The sequence below is a fragment of the Luteimonas fraxinea genome, assembly GCF_021233355.1.
Taxonomy (GTDB): Bacteria; Pseudomonadota; Gammaproteobacteria; order Xanthomonadales; family Xanthomonadaceae; genus Luteimonas; species Luteimonas fraxinea.
Genome location: NZ_CP089507.1, coordinates 1,096,484 through 1,113,175, shown reverse-complemented (window position 1 = coordinate 1,113,175; position 16,692 = coordinate 1,096,484). Strand labels below are relative to the sequence as shown.

Sequence of the window (16,692 nt, the reverse complement as noted above, 5' to 3'; positions counted from 1 at the left end):
GAGGCGTCAGCAGAAGAAACGGAGCGATGAATTCCGCTCGCGCGCGGGGTGCCGTTGCCTGAGCTGCACGGTGAGCTCTCAACCGCCCCCTGCGTCCAGCACCGTGTCGCCCAGCGCACGTCCCAGCCCCTGGAACGCGGTTTCGGCCTGCGTGATGTCGTCGAAATCTTCCGCGCACGCGAGTACCAGCGTGGCGCCTTCGCGGGCGCGTCCGGGATCGATCACGCCGACGTTGCAGGCGCGTCGCAACTGCGTGCCGGTCTTCTGCGCGAAATCGGTGTCGGGTGGCAGGCCAGCGCTGATGCGGCGGTCGCCGGTGCTGATGGCGCGCATGTGGTCGAGCATGCGGCGGGTGCTGTCGGCGGACACCAGTTCGCCGGCTGCCAGGCGGTCCAGCACGGTGGCGAAGGCGGGCAGGGTCGCGGTGTTGCGATCGCCGCGGTAGTAGGCGTCGAACACGGATTCGAGCGTGTCGGCATCCAGATCCGCACGCGGCACGCCGAGTTCTTGCGCCAACGCCTGCAGACGCGGCTCGCCTGCGTCGGCGTTGCGCAGGCGCACGATCGCCATGTTGTCGAGCTGCGCGACGCCCGGATGCACCGGGTCGTACGCGTCGTAGCGCACCTGCAGGATCGTCGTGACCGGTCCGAAGCCGCCGCCGGTCCAGTCGCGGATGCGTGCGTTGAGATGGTCTTCGCCGACTTTGCGTATCAGCATGTCGGTCGCGGCGCTGTCGCTGTCGCGCAGCGATTTTTCCAGCAACGCGGCGATGCTGAACGTCTCGCCGGGCTTGTGTTCGAGCATGTCGCCGGAGCCGTCGACGAAATCCGTCTGCGCGAGCGTCAGCGTCTCATCGAGGGATAGCGTGCCGGCGTCGACCTGTTCGAGCACCGCGATCGCGACCGGGATCTTGATCGTCGACGACAGGTACCAGGCGCGGTCGTCACCGCGATCCAGCGTGCCCGGCTGCGCACCGTAATGCCGCACGTGACGCCGAAACGTCCGGGCATCGCGTCATCGAGTGCTGCGACGCGTGTATCCAGCGCAGCGACCCACGGCGCATCGGCCTGGAGTGCGGCATCGACGATGGACTGCGCGGCCGGATCATCGGTCGGTGGCGGTGCGTCGCCACCGCGGCAGGCCGCCAGCAAGGCGACGGCCAGCAGGACGGGAACGAATCGATGCAGGCGGCGGGCGTGGGTTCGTGATGTCATCGGGCAGGTGTGTGCGGCGGGATGGAATCCAATACCCCGGATGCGGTGATCGCTGCGCCAAGCTCGCGCAATGCGCGTTCGCTGGCAGCCGTGCCGGCGCCGCGGGCGCAGGCGGCGATGACCACCCGCGCCGATGCGTTGCCGTCGCGTGCCGGCAGACTGACGATGCCGGAATCGCAGATGCGCCGGTACTGGGTGCCGGTCTTGTGCGCGAAGCGCGCATCCGCCGGCAGGCCCGCGCGGATGCGCTGCTTGCCGGTCTGCACACGGGCCATCACGTCCAGCAGATAGCGCGTGCTGTCGGGGTCCAGTGCACGACCTGCTTGCAACGCCGTCAGCATGTGGCCGTAGTCGCGCAGCGTGGCGCTGTTGATGTGGGTGGCGTAATAGGACTCGAACGCACTGTCGAGATCGGGCAGCAGGAAGTCGGCAGGTGTTACGCCGAGCAGTCGCGCGAGCGTGCGCACGCGCACCTGGCCGCTGCCGACGCGCTGCAGGGCCAGCATGTCCTGCGAGGTGAGTCCGGCGGCGCCGGGATGGAACATGCCGTAGGCGAGGCGACGCACATCGGCCAACGTGGTGATGCGCACGTCCCGCGCGATCAGTTCCGACGCAACCGCGTTGACCTGGCCGAGGCCGACGGTGCGTATCAGCACGTCGCTCGCGGTGTTGTCGCTGTGGATGATCATCTGCTCGATGAGCCAGCCGATGGTCAGCCGATCGCCGGCGCGATGCGCGTTGGTGCGGCCGGCGCCATCAACGAAATCGCTGTCGAGTAGCGTGATCTGCGTGTCGAGCGTCAGCCAGCCCTGCTCGATCTCGCGTAGCACCGCGATCGCGATCGGCACCTTGACGCCGGACGCGAGATACCAGATCTCGTCGCCGCGGAAGTCGTACTCCGGGCCGTCGCCGAGTCGCTGCACGTGCACGCCCAGTTCGCCGGCAAAACGTGCATCGATGGCGTGCACGCGGCGGTCGAGTTCGGTCGACCAGCGTGGCGTGGCGGCAGGCGGCGATGCCACCAGTGCGGTCTTCGCGATGGCGGGCTTTGTCGGCAACGGCGCTGTCGCGGCGGGCGTGACCGGCTGCGCAAGCGCCGGGCCGCCCATCCAGGGCAGCGTGATCGAGGCGGCAACGAACAGGTGGCGCAGGCGTCTCAGCATGGGTTCGCAAGCCTGGTGGCGCGGCGCTTCACTTGCGCTGAACTACCGTATCGGGCGCGCGTTTCAGTGCGCGCTTCATCGTGCCCCACAGCCAGATCCAGGTCGCGGTCGCAGCCAGCAGCAAGAGAGTCAGCAGCAACGCGCGTTCGTAGGTCACCGACTGGTACAGACCCAGCACTTCGCGCAGAAGCAGGAAGATCACACTGATGTGCACGATGAAGGCCATCATTGCGTCGCTGCCGATGACCGCGATCGGTCGCAGCCACTTCGCCAGCCATTCGCCGCCCGCGACCGCGAGCGCCAGCAACGCGAATGCGCCGCCCGTGCTGAAGAGCATGAACATCAACTGCGGCGGATGCTTGCCGGTGTTGCGCGCAATGTCGACCAGCAGAGGGCGCAGATCGCCGGCGCGGATCAGGAACCAGGCGAACAGCGCCGCGGATACGAGTGCCAGTGCGCCTGCCAATGCCCAGCGCGTGCGCGGCGCGCGATAGGCCTGCAGCAACACGCCGCCGATCAACAGGCCGATGAGGATCAGAGGCCCGCGCGCGAGCTGGCCCCAGGTGTAGTAATCGGGATGCTCGACGATCAGCGCCTGCAACTGCGGCACGCCCCAGAAATCGAAGTGGTGCAGCAGCCACCATGATGCGAAAGCGACCGGGATCGGGCTCAACCAGCGCAGCACGGCGGGCGTCTTCGCCCACAGCGGCAGCAGCCATGGAATCCACAGCAGGGCGATCGCATAGAAGCCGAGGATTTCGACGAACGACGGGAAATCCCGGTAGAGCAGCGTGTCGACGATCGCGGCGGTGTCGTGGCGGCCGTACATCTCCACGACGGTCAGAACCTTGTACCAGAACAGCACCACCAGGCCGCGCCACAGCAGGCGGTTGCGTCGCTGCGGCCAGTCCGGCGCCGTGGTCTTGGGCATGAAGGCGACGGCGAGCGCGATGCCGAAGACGATCACGAACAGCGACGAGGAGAACTTGGTGATCGCGTGGACCGACACCTGGCCCCACGCGGGGAAATCGTCGAGCGGCATCAGGCCGTTGGTGCCGTGACTGAGGATCATCAGGCAGACCGCGAAGCCGCGGGCGAGATCGATCGCCCCGATGCGACCGGTGTAGGCCGTCCCGACGTTCGCGCCTGGCGACTGCACCGGCGTCTCCGCGGGTGCACCCGTGGCACTCATGCCGTCGCCTCGTGAGGCGCGGATCGTGTCCGGCCGTGTGCCTGCAGGATCCGCATTGGCGCGGTGCCGGTAGCGCGCGCGAAGCAGCGGAAACGCCTGGTGGAAGCCGCTGCGCGACAGGAGTGCGTGCGCAGCGCGCGGGCAGGAGACGGCACCTGGACCATGCGGATCCTTCGAGGTCGGGGTTCTGCATTCCATCAGCGCGACCGTGATGGACCGGTCAGCGGGTCCACGCCGATCTGGGATACTGTCGCGCCAGACTTCCGCACGACCGCAGTCCGATGTCCATCACGTCCAAGTCCCGCCGCGACGCCCGGCGTCGCAATGCACCGCGTCGCAGCGACGGCAGCGCAGGCGCACCGCAGATCCACGCACAGCTCAAGGGTCCCGATGAGCGCGTGCTCGCCGGCGCGACCTATCACGAAGGCGAGTGGACGCTCGTGCTACGGGGCGAGCCGGTCGCGACGACGCACAGCGCCGCGATGGTGCTGGCGATGCTGCGGCACACCGCCGCATCTCGACATGCGAACGGCATCGCCACGCGACTGTCGGTGTCCAAGGCGCTCGACGCCGCCGCGAGCGCCGAGGCGCAGGCGCAAGGCCGCACGCTGACCGAGCATCTGGACTGGCTCGAAGCTGAGCGCCGCACCCGCAATGCGCCGCCCGAGGCGCCGCCCACCGCGCACTGAGGCTGCGGTGCATCCGGCTGCACGATGAACCGTGCAGGCCGCGTCGGGATGGCGACACCGCGACGCCGGTATCATGCCGCGGTCCCGGTTTCCGACCCGCCCCGATGCGCTCCGTCTGCTCCCTGCCACGTTTGACCGCCATCGCTGCCGCCGTTCTCGTGCTGGCCGCGTGCGGGCGCGACGTGCGCGAGGACGCGCCGTTCATGGGTGAATCCTTCGATTCCGACGAGACCTATTCGCGCACCTACGAGCTGCCGCCGGCGCAGGTGTGCAGCGCGGCGCGGTTGGCGCTGCTCGGCCAGGGCTACGCGGTGGCCAAGTCCAGCGACGATGCGGTGGAAGCGTCGAAGAACTTCCAGCCCGAGGACGACGTGCACACCCAACTGTCGGTGCGCGTGTCCTGCGTGTCGCGCGGCAACGACCGCTCGCTGCTGTTCGTCAGCGCGCTGCTCGACCGCTATGTGATGCGCAAGAGTTCCAATTCGGCGAGCGTCGGCGTCGGCGGCATTGGCTCGCTGTCGCTGCCGGTCGGCAGCCGCGAGGACTCGCTGGTGCGCACCGCCAGCAGCACCGTGCAGGACACCGGCTTCTACCGCCGCTTCTTCGAACGCGTCGGCTTCTACGTGCCCGCGCCGAGCAGCCGCGACCGCAAGCCCAGCGCCGACGAGATGCGCCGCGAAGATCCGCCGCCGGCGGACCTCAAGCGCGGCGCCGAGGCTACGACCGACCCGCTTCCGCAGGGCTGATCCGCGGCGGCGCCCGGCGCCGTCGAACTGCTAAAGTCGGCCGATCCGTAATCGATGGGATGGCCGTGCAGTGAATGCGGTGCTCGAGGATTCCACAGCGACGCCCGACACGCCCGAGGCGCGTATCGTCGCGCGCCTGCGCGCCAGCGGCCGGCTCAAGGACGTCGATCTGGCGCGCGCCCAGCGCTTGCACGCCGAAGCCGGCGGCAGCCTGCTGACCCTGCTCGGGCGGCTGGGCCTGGTCTCGGAACGCGACCACGCAGAAGCCTGCGCCGCCGAGCTCGACCTGCAACTGCTCGGCGCCAAAACCGTGCCGGAAGATCCGCCGGAACTCGTCGACGGCGCGCAGCCGTTGTCGGTGCGGTTCCTGCGCCAGTTCCACGTGCTGCCGATTGGCGAAAGCCGCGGCCGCCTGCATGTGTGGATGTCCGATCCGCACGACGACTACGCGCTCGACGCCGTGCGGCTGGCGACCGGCTGCGACATCGCGCCCGCCGTCGGTCTGCGCTCGGAGATCGACGATCTGATCGAGCGCTGGTACGGCCAGGGCCGCAGCGCGATGGGCACGATCATCGAATCCGCTGACGGCGAAGGCGGCGGCGATGTCGACGACGTCGAGCATCTGCGTGATCTTGCATCCGAAGCGCCGGTGATCCGGCTGGTGAACCTGGTGATCCAGCGCGCGGTGGAACTGCGCGCATCCGACATCCACATCGAGCCGTTCGAAAGCCGGCTGAAGGTCCGGTATCGCGTCGACGGCGTGCTCATCGACGGCGAGAGCCCGCCGGTGAATCTGACCGCGGCGGTGATCAGCCGCATCAAGATCATGGCGCGGCTCAACATCGCCGAGCGCCGTCTGCCGCAGGACGGCCGCATCATGCTGCGCGTGCAGGGCAAGGAGCTCGACCTGCGCGTATCGACGATGCCGACCGCGCACGGCGAAAGCGTGGTGATGCGTCTGCTCGACCGCGAGACGGTGGTGTTCGACTTCTACCGGCTCGGCTTCACCGACGAATTCCTGCCGCAGTTCAACAAGGTGCTCGACCAGCCGCACGGCATTCTGCTGGTCACCGGTCCGACCGGTTCGGGCAAGACGACGACGCTCTACACCGCGCTGTCGCAGCTCAATACGCCGGACGTCAAGATCATCACCGTCGAAGATCCGGTCGAATACCAGATCGAAGGCATCAACCAGATCCAGGCCAAGCCGCAGATCGGTCTCGACTTTGCGCACGCACTGCGCTCGATCGTCCGCCAGGATCCGGACATCATCATGATCGGCGAAATGCGCGATCTGGAAACCGCGCGCATCGCGATCCAGTCTGCGCTGACCGGCCATCTGGTGCTCAGCACGCTGCACACCAACAACGCTGCCGGCGGCATCACCCGCATGCTCGACATGGGCGTCGAGGATTACCTGCTGACCTCCACCGTCAACGGCATCCTCGCCCAGCGCCTGGTGCGCAAGCTCGAGCCGACGCATCGCGTGCGTTATGCCGCATCGCCCGAGGAGATCGAACGCTTCGAACTGCGCCGCTTCCAGCCCGAGGGTGAGATCGTGCTGTATCGCCCGGGCCCGTCTGCCGGTGCGCCGACCGGGTATCTGGGCCGCACCACGATCGTCGAGTTCCTGGTCATGAACGACACCCTGCGCCGCGCGGTGATGCGCCACGCCGGCATGGGCGAACTCGAACAGCTCGCTCGCGAATCGGGCATGCGCACGATGTACGAGGACGGCATCCTCAAAGCGCTGGCCGGCGAGACAACGATCGAGGAAGTGCTGCGGGTGACGGAGGACGCGTGATGTACCGCTGCAACCGACGCCCTGGCCGACGAGGGAACCCATGAGACTGGCAGGACTGGCGTGCGCGGCAGCCTTGTTGGCATCGGCCTGTGGAGGAGATCGGGATGTGGATAGGCAGGGCGCTGATGCCGATGTCGTAGTTGCGAATGGAAACGTCGAACAGCCCGCTGACTGGACCGACCGAGAGGCATCCACCGACACAGTTGCGCCTCAAGCCGACGCACGCGCAACGGGTCAACCCGGTAACGACGCCAATTTCAACGCACCGATGTCTCCGCCCACGCGTCGGGCGCAGGCCTTGCCGCAGTCGCGCGCTCCCATCGAATCACGGTTGATGCAGGACGGTGCGCTGATGTCCGATACGTTCGGAATGATCAACGATGGGCAGGCTTGGAAGGACGCTGTCCGTGCGTTCGAGAACGAAGGGCTGACCGATCCAGACGCGAGAGATTTGCACCAGTTGTTCGGCGATTGGCTGCGCACATCGCTGGGTCGCCATGGGCTCGAGATCTCCGGCTTCGGCTGTGGACGCAGCCTGTGTGCCGCGACGATTCCGATCGTCGCGCCGGATGCAGCTCAGCGGTACGCCGCGTGGTACGGAACAGACGGCAACGAGCCGCCGATGCCGCTGCCGGTGTTTGCCCAGATGGCGTTCACCTGGCCAAACGGCGCCAGCGAGATGCGGATCCTGTTCTCGACGGATCCGGACGTGACCGTGGTCAACGCGCCGTGAGATACACGCTCCCATGACCCTCTACCGCTACAAAGCCCTCAACACCCGCGGTGAAACGCTCGACGGCACGATGGATGCCGGCAGCGAAGCCGAGGTTGCGCTGCGTCTGCAGGAGCAGGGGCATCTGCCGATCGAGGCGCGGCCGGCGAGCGAGGCGCGGGCGGTCGAGGACTGGAAGGCGCTGTTCAAGCCGAAGCCGTTTTCGGGCCAGCGGCTGGTGCAGTTCACCCAGCAGCTCGCGACGCTGCTCAATGCGGGGCAGCCGCTGGATCGTGCACTGACGATCCTGCTCGATCTGCCTGAAGAACCCGAAGCCAAGCGCACGATCACCGAGCTGCGTGATGCGGTGCGTGGCGGCGTATCGCTGTCGACCGCGCTCGAACGCCAGCACGGCACGTTCTCTCGGCTGTACGTGAACATGGTGCGCGCCGGTGAAGCCGGTGGCAGCCTCGAAGACACGCTGCAGCGCCTTGCCGATTACCTCGAGAGCGCGCGCCTGTTGCGCGGACGCGTAGTCAACGCGCTGATCTATCCGGCGATCCTGATCGTCATGGTCGGCGCGTCGCTGATGTTCCTGCTCGGCTACGTGGTGCCGCAGTTCGCGGCGATGTACGACAGTCTCGATGCGGAACTTCCGGTGTTCACCAAGATCGTGCTCGGTCTCGGCGAGTTCGTGCGCGACTGGTGGATCCTGATGCTGGCGGTGCCGGTGATCGCGATCTATGCGTTCGTGCTGAAGCTGCGCGATGCGCGATTCCGGTTGCGCTTCGATGGCTGGCTGCTGCAGCGGCGCATCTTCGGTCCGCTGGTTGCTCGTATTGAGACCGCGCGGATTGCCCGCACGCTCGGCACGCTGCTACGCAACGGCGTACCGCTGATCGCAGCGCTCGGCATCGGCCGCAAGGTGCTGGGCAATCTCGCGCTGTCGGCGGACGTGGAAGCGGCCGAATCCGAGGTCAAGAACGGTGTCGGCCTGTCGACGGCGCTGGGACGCGGCAAGCGCTTTCCGCGGCTCGCGATCCAGATGATCCAGGTCGGCGAGGAATCCGGCGCGCTTGATGCAATGCTGCTCAAGACCGCGGACACCTTCGATCAGCAGACCGGCACGTCGCTCGATCGCATGCTGGCTGCGCTGGTACCGGCGATCACGATGCTGCTCGCGCTCGTGGTGATGGTGGTGATCCTCGCGGTGCTGGTGCCGATCTACGACCTGACCAGCGTCATCGGCTAGGTTCAGCTGCGCGGCGTCATACAATGCGATCCAGACTCTTGAACGAGGCAGTGTCGATGCAGCCCATCCGCAGATCGCGTCCCCTCGGCAGCCCGCGCACCGCGCAGGGCGGCTTCAGCCTGATCGAGATCATCCTCGTCGTCGTGCTGATCGGCGGCATCGTGGCGTTCGCCGCGACCCGCATCCTCGGCGGCGGCGACCGTGCCCGCGTGAATCTCGCCAAGGCGCAGGTGCAGACGCTGGCCGAAAAGGTGCACCAGTACGAGATGGACACCGGTACGCTGCCCAACTCACTGGGCGACCTCGTCACCCAGCCCGGCGGCGCCAGCGGCTGGCTCGGCCCGTACGCGAAAGACGCCGAACTGCGCGATCCCTGGAACACGCCCTACGAGTTCGCGACGCCGGGCAACAGCCAGCCGTTCGACATCGTCAGCTACGGCGCAGATCGCAAGCCGGGCGGCGACAGTGTGAACACGGATATCCGCTACGAATAAGCGGTCTCCGCGCCGTGGAAAGCGGCGCCGATGATGCTAGATTCCGGGGCTGCTCCCGCTCCGGAACTTCGCCGCGCCAGATGTCGCATCGCATCGCCAGGGTCCGCGGTTTCTCGCTGCTCGAAGTGCTGCTGGTCGTCGGCCTGATCGCCGTGACCGGTGTGCTGGCGGCCGCCGCCATGAGCGGCGGTTTCGATCGCATCGCGCTGCAGTCGACGAGCAAGACCATTGCCGCGCAGCTGCGTTACACGCGGGCACAGGCGATTTCGACCGGCGAACCGCAGCGCTTCGTGATCAATCCGCAGGCGCGTACCTGGCAGGCGCCCAATGGCCGCCACGGCACGATTCCCGAGCCGCTCGCGGTCGAGTTCACCGGCGCGCGCGAACTGCAGTCGAACGACAGCGAAGGCGCAATCCTGTTCTTCGCCGATGGCGCGGCCACCGGTGGGCGTGTGCGCGTGTTGCTGCGCGATGCCGCGTGGCAGGTGGACGTGGCCTGGCTGACCGGCGAAGTGCGTCTGTCCCGCGCGAACGCGAACGAATGAATCATCGCAGCCAGCGCGGCTACACCCTGATCGAAGTCATCGTGGCGTTCGCGGTGCTGGGCATCGCGCTGATGCTGTTGCTGGGCACGCTGTCGAATGGCACGCGCCAGGTGCGCTGGGCCGCGGATTCGGGACGCGCGGCGTTGCATGCGCAATCGCTGCTGGATGGCATCGGCATCGAGATTCCGGTGGTGCCGGGCAGTACCACTGGCGAGTTCGAAGACGGGCGCTATCGCTGGACGCTGGAGATCGCGCCTTACGTCGATCCGGCGATGCCGCCTGCAATGCTCGATCCGTCCGGCCAGCAACTTTTCGAAATCGCGCTCGCCGTGGACTGGGGCGAACGCGGTCCGCGCGAGCGTCTGCAGGTGCACACGTTGCGGCTGCGCGAACCGGATGCGCTCGGAGTGCCGATGCCATGAGGCATGCGCGCGGATTCACCCTGATCGAAGTGCTGCTGGCGACGGTGCTGCTCGCGGCCGGACTCGCCCTGGCGCTGACCACGTTGCGCGCCGCGACCGCGACCGTTGATCGCGGCGAGGCCCTGTCGCAGCGCAGCGAGCGCATGCGCGCCGTCGAAGGCTTTCTGCGCCGGCGTATCGCCTCCGCGCAGCAGATCGCGTTCCAGACCGACGAGAACACCGGCGAGATCTCGCAGTTCGTCGGCGAACCGCAGCGCCTGCGCTTCGTCGCCGATCTGCCGAATTATCTCGGGCAGGGCGGGCCGCATCTGCACGACATCGCGGTCGACGAGGTGCGCGGTACCCAACGTCTGACGGTCGCCTTCGGCATGGTGATGACCGGCCGCACGATCGAACCGCCGAGTCCGCGCCCGCCCGAGCCGCTGGTCGACGATCTGGTCGAGCTGCGGATGCGCTATCGCGGCTTCGACGACGCCGGCGCGCTCGGCGAGTGGCAGGAGCGCTGGGGGCCGGCCGCGCTGCCGTTGCAGGTCGAGGTGCAGATCGAGACCGAGCGTGACGGCGCCTGGCCGACGCTCGTGGTCACGCTGCCGCAGGGCACCGGGCAGGCTGCGCCGGTGGCGATGCCATGAATGCGCGCGCACATCGCGGGGCCGCACTGCTGCTGGTGCTGTGGCTGATCACGTTGCTGGCGGCGCTGGTCGGTGCGTTCGCGCTGACCGCGCGCATCGAACAGCAGCAGGGTCGCGTGCTCAGTCGCGGCGTCGCCGGCGACCAGGCCGCGCGCGCGGGCCTGGAGTACGCGTTGACCCGGCTGGCGATGGATGATCCCGCGCTGCAGTGGCAGCCCGACGGACGTCCTTACGGCTGGCGGTTCCACGACATCGACGTGGCACTCGAAATCGTCGACGAGACCGGCAAGGTCGATCTCAATGCCGCCGACGGCCTGCTGCTGGCTGCATTGCTGCAGACCACCGGCGCCGAGCAGAGCGTCGCGGTGCAGGTCGCCGGCGCAATCGTCGACTGGCGCGATGGCGACGATTTCGTGCAGATCACCGGTGGCGCGGAAGCCGCGGACTATGCCAGCGCGGGGCGGCCCTACGGCGCCAAGAACGCGCCGTTCGAAAGCGTCGCCGAGGTCGAGCAGGTGCTCGGCATGACGCCCGAGCTGTACGAGGCCGTCGCGCCGTATCTGACGATCTACAGCCGTCTGCCGTCGCCCGATCCGCAGTTCGCCGCCGGCCCCGTGCTGCAGGCGATGGGCGTCGAGGCCGATCCGATCCTCGCGGCTCGCGAAGCGACCGCCGCGCAACTGGCCGGCGCTCTGCTGGGCAGCGGTAGCGGCACGTATAGTATCGAGAGCCAGGCGCGGCTTCCGGAGGGGCGGACCGCGCGGCTGCGGGCAGTCGTCAGAACCGGCGGTGGCGCCGTACCGGGCACGGCCTACACCGTGCTGCGTTGGGAAGAAGGAGCGTCACCACGATGATGTCCGCGACACCCGCAACTCCGGGCGAGACCGTGCCCGGCCGCCGCGCCTGGCGCCTGGACGGCCGCACGTCGGCGCGCGTCCGGACGTTCCTGTCGTGGTGGGGGGCGGCGCTGTCGGCCTGGTTGCCGGCGCGTGTGCGTGAACTGTTCGGCCTCGCCAGCCGGCGTCTGCTGCTGGTCGGCAACGGTGGCGATGTCGCATTGCAATTGCAGGGCGCCGACGGCGTGCGCGATCTCGCGAGCGTGCCGCGCGCCTCTTTCGACGAATCTGCCGGCGATCCGCTGGCCGCGCTGCTCGCGCCGCGCACGATCGATCTGCCGCGCTGGCTGCTGCTGCCCGCACGCACCGGTCTGCGTCGGCGCCTGACCCTGCCCGAAGCCGCCGGCGACCGGCTGCACGATGTGCTGGGTTTCGAGATCGACCGGCAGACGCCGTTCGCCGCCGCTGACGTGCGTTACGACCACCGCGTGCTGGGCCGGCGCGGCGATGGCCAGATCGACGTGGAACTGGTGGTGGTGCCGCGCGCCGCGATCGACGCGCAACTCGCCGCGCTCGGCCCGCTGGCGCCGATGCTGGCCGGTATCGATCTTGCCGGCGACGCCGGCCCGCTGGGCGTCAACCTGATCGACGATGCGCGTCGTCGCCGCCGCGAAGATCCACAACGTCGCGTGCAGCTGATGATCCTCGGCATCGCGGTGCTGCTGACCGCGTTCGGCCTGTGGCAGATGCGCGAGAACCGCAGCGCCGCCGCCGATGCACTGGAAGCGAGCGTCGCCGCCGAAGCCACACGTGCGCGCGCGGCCTCGGCGCAGCGCCAGCAACTCACCGATCTGCGCGAAGGCATGGCCTTCCTGCAGGCACAACGCGCCGCGCGGCCGTTGACAGTGGCGGTGCTCGATGAACTCGCGCGCCGGCTGCCGGATTCCACGTCGCTGGAGAAGGCCGCGATCGAAGGCGACCGCGTGTTGCTGATCGGTCTGAGCACCGAAGCCTCTGCGCTAGTCGGGCAACTGTCGGGCTCCACGCTGTGGCGCGCACCCGCGCTCGCCGGCGCGCTGCAGAACGATCCGCGCACGCGCTCCGACCGTTTCACCCTGACCGCCGAACTCGTACCGCCCGCGACTGCGCCGGCGCCCGCCTCCACACCGGCACAGGAGCCCGTGCGTGCGGACGATGCCCGATAGGCCCGTGTCGGCCCGCGACCGCTGGCTGGCGCTCGCGCTGCTGCTGGGCGTGCTGTTGCTGGGATACCTGCTGCTGATCCATCCGTGGTGGACGCAGCCCATGCGCGAACTCGGCACGCGCATCGACACGCTGCAGGAACGCGAGCTGCGCATCCGCCGCGAACTCGAACAGGCACCGCAGGTGCGCGCCGAACTCGAACGCGCGCGCGCGGCGATGGACGACACGCCCGGCTTCATGCCGCAGGCCGGCGTGGAACTCGCGACCGCGGCGCTGGTGCAGCGGCTGGAGAGCGCCGTGCTCGACGCGAGCCCCGGCAATCGCAGCTGCGCGATCAGCAACCGCTCGCCGATCGCCGGCCAGCGCAGCGACAAGTACCCGCGCGCGACCGTGCAGGTGCGCCTGCGCTGCGGCAATGCCGAGCTGGCGGCGGTGCTGCACTCGCTGGAGACCGGCACGCCGCGGCTGTTCATCGACAACCTCAACATCCTCAGCCAGCGGCACACGCTCGCGGCCGGTGCGACCAGTGGCGGTGTCGATGTGAGTTTCGATCTGTCCGGTTACGTGCTGCCGGCCCCCGGCGCGGCGCCGGCGGCCAATGCCGCCGCGCGTGCACGCCCGGCTGCGGCCAACGGAGGCGCCGATGCGGATTGATGCCACCAACGCGCGCACCTGGCTGGTCGCCGCGGTCGGCGGTTGGGCGTTGCTGTTCGCGCTGCTGTCGCTGGCCGGACTCGGCAGTCGCATCGGCACGCTGGAGGACGATGGCGTGGTCGCCGCGCCGGTCGGTCCTGCGCCCGGCGACATCGCGCCCGCGCCGCCGCTGTCGAGCTTCGACGAGGTCGCCGCGCGTCCGCTGTTCTCCGGCGACCGCCGCCCGCATCCCTTCTTCATCGATCCGCAGGACGAAGGCGAGGGCGCCGGCACGGGCTTCGACTACGTGTTGACCAGTGTGCTGCGTACGCCCGACTTCGCGATGGCGATTCTGCAGCCCAATGGCGGCGGCGAATCGATCCGGCTCAAGGTCGGCGAAGGTCCACCCGAGGCCTCGAACTGGCTGCTCGATTCGGTGGATGCACGCAGCGTGGTGTTCACCACGCCCGAAGGCCCGCGCACGCTGGAACTGCGCGTGTTCGACGGCAGTGGCGGACAGCCGCCGACTCCGATGACGCCGACGCCGCCGCCGGATGGTCAATCGCCGGCGCAGGCCGCCTCGCGCCCGCCTGCGACGCCGACGCCGCCCCCGGCGACCGGCAGTCCGGGCGCCACGACCGGACGTGCCACCGCCACGGCCCGCGCCTCGGAGCCTGGCGCCAATGGACAGCCACGCGGCGCGGCTGCGCCGCAGACGACGCCCGTCGACGCTAGTGGCGGTGTCACGCCGGAAGCCGCGCCGGCCGCCGGCCCGTCCGAAGCCCAGGTCGAAGCGATCCGTCGCCGGATCGAAGAACGGCGCGCACGTTTGCGCCAGCAGCAACAGCAACCCAATTCCGCCCAGGACTAGACTCCCGTCGATGAAGCCTTCCCAGACGCCAGCCTTCCACCTCCGGGCGATCGCCCTCGGTACCGGCATCGCACTGCTCGCCGGCTGCGCCACCGCGCCGACCGCTTCGATGCGCCGCGATGCCGACCTGCGCCAGGGCGCGGAGGCGGGCACTTCCTCCGCCGACACCGCATCGGCGACGGGCGCACGCACCCAACCCCTGCTTGGCGATGACGAGCGTCCGCAGCCGCAGATCCGCCGCGGCAGCGGCACCGTGCTCAACCAGCGGGCTGCGTCAGCCGCGCCGCCCACGCTGGGCGCGACCAGCGGGCAGGCCTCGTTCAATTTCGAAGGCGAATCGGTGCACGCCGTCGCCAAGGCGATCCTCGGCGACATGCTCGGCCAGAACTACGTCATCGCGCCGGAAGTGCAGGGCACGGTGACGCTTGCGACGCCGCAGCCGGTGAGCGCGGCACAGGCGTTGAGCCTCTTGGAAATGGTGCTGGGCTGGAACAACGCCCGCATGATCTACAGCGACGGCCGCTACAACATCGTCGCCGCCGACACCGCGCTCGCGACCGGCACCGTCGCGCCGCGCACCGGCAGCACCGGCGCCGCGCGCGGTTTCGAAGTCCGCACCGTGCCGCTGCGCTACATCTCCGCGACCGAAATGGAGAAGGTGCTCGAGCCGTACGCGCGCCCGAACGCGATCGTCTCCGCCGACAACGCGCGCAACGTCATCACGATTTCCGGCAGCCGCTCCGAACTCGACAACTACCTGCGCACGATCGAGATCTTCGACGTCGACTGGCTGTCGGGCATGTCGGTCGGCGTGTTCCCCTTGCAGTCGGGCAAAGCCACGCAGGTCGTCGCCGATCTGGAAAAGGTGTTCGGCCAGGACAGCGAATCGCCGGTCTCGGGCATGTTCCGCTTCATGCCGCTGGAGGGCGCGAACGCGGTGCTGGTGATCACGCCCCAGGCCGACTATCTCGGCGAGATCCAGCAATGGCTGGAGCGCATCGACAACGCGGGCCAGGACCCGAAGCTGTTCTCCTATGAACTCAAGTTCATCAAGGCACGCGAACTCGCGCAGCGCCTGTCGGAAGTTTTCGGCGGTGGCAGCGGCAGCAGTGGCGGCCAGGATGCGGCTTCGCTGATGCCGGGCCTGACCGGTAACACGCTGCGCACCGGCGGCACGGATGGCTCGTCCGGTTTGGACAGCGGCAGTGGCAGCAGTTCCGGACTCGGCAGCAACAATCGCGGTAGCGGCTCGGGCATGGGGCGCGGTGGTGGCAGTAGCGGTGGTGGCGGCAACGTGGGTCAGATGCAGCTCAGCGAACAGCAGGAGGGTCCTAGCAGCGTGACGCTGGAAGTGGAAGGCGACCGCGTCGGTGTATCGGCGGTCGACGAAACCAACACGCTCCTGATCCGTACGACCCCCGCTGCGTGGCGCTCGATCCGCGATGTCGTCGAACGGCTCGATGTCATGCCGGCGCAGGTGCATATCGAGGCGCAGGTAGTGGAGGTCGCGCTGAGTGGCGATCTGCAGTACGGCGTGAACTGGTTCTTCGAGCGGGCGGTGACGGATGCGGGACTTCCCAATGCAGTGGACCGTACGACGTGGGCCGGCATCGCCGGCGCCATTACAGGTGTCGATACAGGTGCCGGTCCTGCAGGCTTGGGCTGGACCTTCCTCGGCAGAAACGCCGCAGCGGTCGTCAGTGCGCTCGATGAAGTCACCGACGTGCAGATCCTGCAGTCACCGTCGGTGTTCGTGCGCAACAACGCCATGGCCGAATTCAATGTCGGCGCGAGCATCCCGATCTCGTCGAGCAGCGTGAACCCGATCCTCGGTGACAGCCAGTTCACCCAAGTCCAGTACATCGAGACCGGCACGATCCTCAAGGTACGGCCGCGCGTGACCCGCGACGGCATGGTGTTCCTCGACATCGTGCAGGAAGTGAGTTCGCCGCAGCCACAGAACACCGCCGATTCGCAGGGCAACGTGCGCATCGATACGCGTCGGCTCAAGACCGAAGCGGCCGTGCAGGCCGGCGATACGGTGATGCTCGCGGGGCTGATCCGGGACGACGTCGGTCGAGTCTCGACGGGTTTCCCCGGGCTCAGCAGAATCCCGGTTCTCGGCGGACTTTTCGGCCGGCAGAGCTCGCGTACCGAGCGCAGCGAAGTCATCGTCCTGCTGACGCCGACCATCGTGCGCAATCCTCAGGAAGCACGCAGGTTGACGGACGAGTACGGCAGCCGCTTCCGCGCGCTGCAGCCGCTGCAGAGCCCGCGGGACTGA

17 protein-coding genes are annotated in these 16,692 nt (G+C 68.5%); 14 read left to right on the top strand and 3 right to left on the bottom strand.

Features of this window, described 5'->3' with window-relative positions; genetic code table 11:
• Positions 1-78 precede the first annotated feature (78 nt).
• From LU699_RS04965 to LU699_RS04955, 3 genes are all read right to left on the bottom strand, one after another.
• On the bottom strand, positions 79-987 hold the full coding sequence (locus tag LU699_RS04965) for a serine hydrolase (RefSeq protein WP_232580501.1): 909 nt from the start codon (positions 985-987) through the stop codon (positions 79-81).
• Positions 988-1,210: 223 nt separating this feature from the next.
• On the bottom strand, positions 1,211-2,377 hold the full coding sequence (locus LU699_RS04960) for a serine hydrolase (protein ID WP_232134259.1): 1,167 nt from the start codon (positions 2,375-2,377) through the stop codon (positions 1,211-1,213).
• Between the two features lie 28 nt (positions 2,378-2,405).
• A complete protein-coding gene (locus tag LU699_RS04955; RefSeq protein ID WP_232134260.1) occupies positions 2,406-3,569 on the bottom strand; it encodes an acyltransferase family protein in 1,164 nt (387 codons plus the stop codon).
• Between the two features lie 281 nt (positions 3,570-3,850).
• On the opposite strand from LU699_RS04955, the gene LU699_RS04950 reads away from it, so the two are divergent.
• The 14 genes from LU699_RS04950 to gspD all read left to right on the top strand — a co-directional run bounded on the left by LU699_RS04950 (position 3,851) and on the right by gspD (position 16,692).
• Complete coding sequence (locus tag LU699_RS04950) at positions 3,851-4,258, top strand: hypothetical protein (protein ID WP_232134261.1); 408 nt, start codon at positions 3,851-3,853, stop codon at positions 4,256-4,258.
• Positions 4,259-4,389: 131 nt separating this feature from the next.
• Positions 4,390-5,004, top strand: a complete 615-nt coding sequence (locus LU699_RS04945; protein WP_232134262.1) for a DUF2242 domain-containing protein — start codon at positions 4,390-4,392, stop codon at positions 5,002-5,004.
• 70 nt (positions 5,005-5,074) lie between these two features.
• Positions 5,075-6,808: a type II secretion system ATPase GspE gene (gene gspE, locus LU699_RS04940; RefSeq protein ID WP_425491039.1), complete on the top strand. Its 1,734-nt coding sequence runs from the start codon at positions 5,075-5,077 to the stop codon at positions 6,806-6,808.
• 352 nt (positions 6,809-7,160) lie between these two features.
• Positions 7,161-7,541 carry a hypothetical protein gene (locus LU699_RS04935; protein WP_232147911.1) on the top strand — a complete coding sequence of 127 codons (381 nt, stop codon included), beginning with the start codon at positions 7,161-7,163 and terminating at the stop codon, positions 7,539-7,541.
• Between the two features lie 13 nt (positions 7,542-7,554).
• Positions 7,555-8,772, top strand: coding sequence for a type II secretion system protein XpsF (gene xpsF, locus LU699_RS04930; protein WP_232134264.1), 1,218 nt, complete (start codon positions 7,555-7,557; stop codon positions 8,770-8,772).
• A 56-nt stretch (positions 8,773-8,828) separates the two neighbouring features.
• Complete coding sequence (gene gspG, locus LU699_RS04925) at positions 8,829-9,266, top strand: type II secretion system major pseudopilin GspG (RefSeq protein WP_232134265.1); 438 nt, start codon at positions 8,829-8,831, stop codon at positions 9,264-9,266.
• A gap of 80 nt (positions 9,267-9,346) precedes the next feature.
• Positions 9,347-9,811: a type II secretion system protein XpsH gene (gene xpsH, locus LU699_RS04920; RefSeq protein WP_232134266.1), complete on the top strand. Its 465-nt coding sequence runs from the start codon at positions 9,347-9,349 to the stop codon at positions 9,809-9,811.
• Positions 9,808-10,233, top strand: a complete 426-nt coding sequence (gene xpsI, locus LU699_RS04915) for a type II secretion system protein XpsI (protein WP_232134267.1) — start codon at positions 9,808-9,810, stop codon at positions 10,231-10,233. Before xpsH ends, xpsI begins: the two co-directional genes overlap by 4 nt.
• Positions 10,230-10,865 carry a prepilin-type N-terminal cleavage/methylation domain-containing protein gene (locus tag LU699_RS04910; RefSeq protein ID WP_232134268.1) on the top strand — a complete coding sequence of 212 codons (636 nt, stop codon included), beginning with the start codon at positions 10,230-10,232 and terminating at the stop codon, positions 10,863-10,865. Before xpsI ends, LU699_RS04910 begins: the two co-directional genes overlap by 4 nt.
• A complete protein-coding gene (locus LU699_RS04905) occupies positions 10,862-11,719 on the top strand; it encodes a type II secretion system minor pseudopilin (protein ID WP_232134269.1) in 858 nt (285 codons plus the stop codon). Before LU699_RS04910 ends, LU699_RS04905 begins: the two co-directional genes overlap by 4 nt.
• On the top strand, positions 11,719-12,906 hold the full coding sequence (locus tag LU699_RS04900; RefSeq protein WP_232134270.1) for a PilN domain-containing protein: 1,188 nt from the start codon (positions 11,719-11,721) through the stop codon (positions 12,904-12,906). The genes LU699_RS04905 and LU699_RS04900 overlap by 1 nt, the downstream gene beginning before the upstream one ends.
• Positions 12,896-13,558: a type II secretion system protein GspM gene (gene gspM / locus LU699_RS04895; protein ID WP_268738614.1), complete on the top strand. Its 663-nt coding sequence runs from the start codon at positions 12,896-12,898 to the stop codon at positions 13,556-13,558. Before LU699_RS04900 ends, gspM begins: the two co-directional genes overlap by 11 nt.
• Positions 13,548-14,408, top strand: coding sequence for a general secretion pathway protein GspN (locus LU699_RS04890; RefSeq protein WP_232134272.1), 861 nt, complete (start codon positions 13,548-13,550; stop codon positions 14,406-14,408). Before gspM ends, LU699_RS04890 begins: the two co-directional genes overlap by 11 nt.
• A 10-nt stretch (positions 14,409-14,418) precedes the next feature.
• Positions 14,419-16,692, top strand: a complete 2,274-nt coding sequence (gene gspD / locus LU699_RS04885) for a type II secretion system secretin GspD (protein WP_232134273.1) — start codon at positions 14,419-14,421, stop codon at positions 16,690-16,692.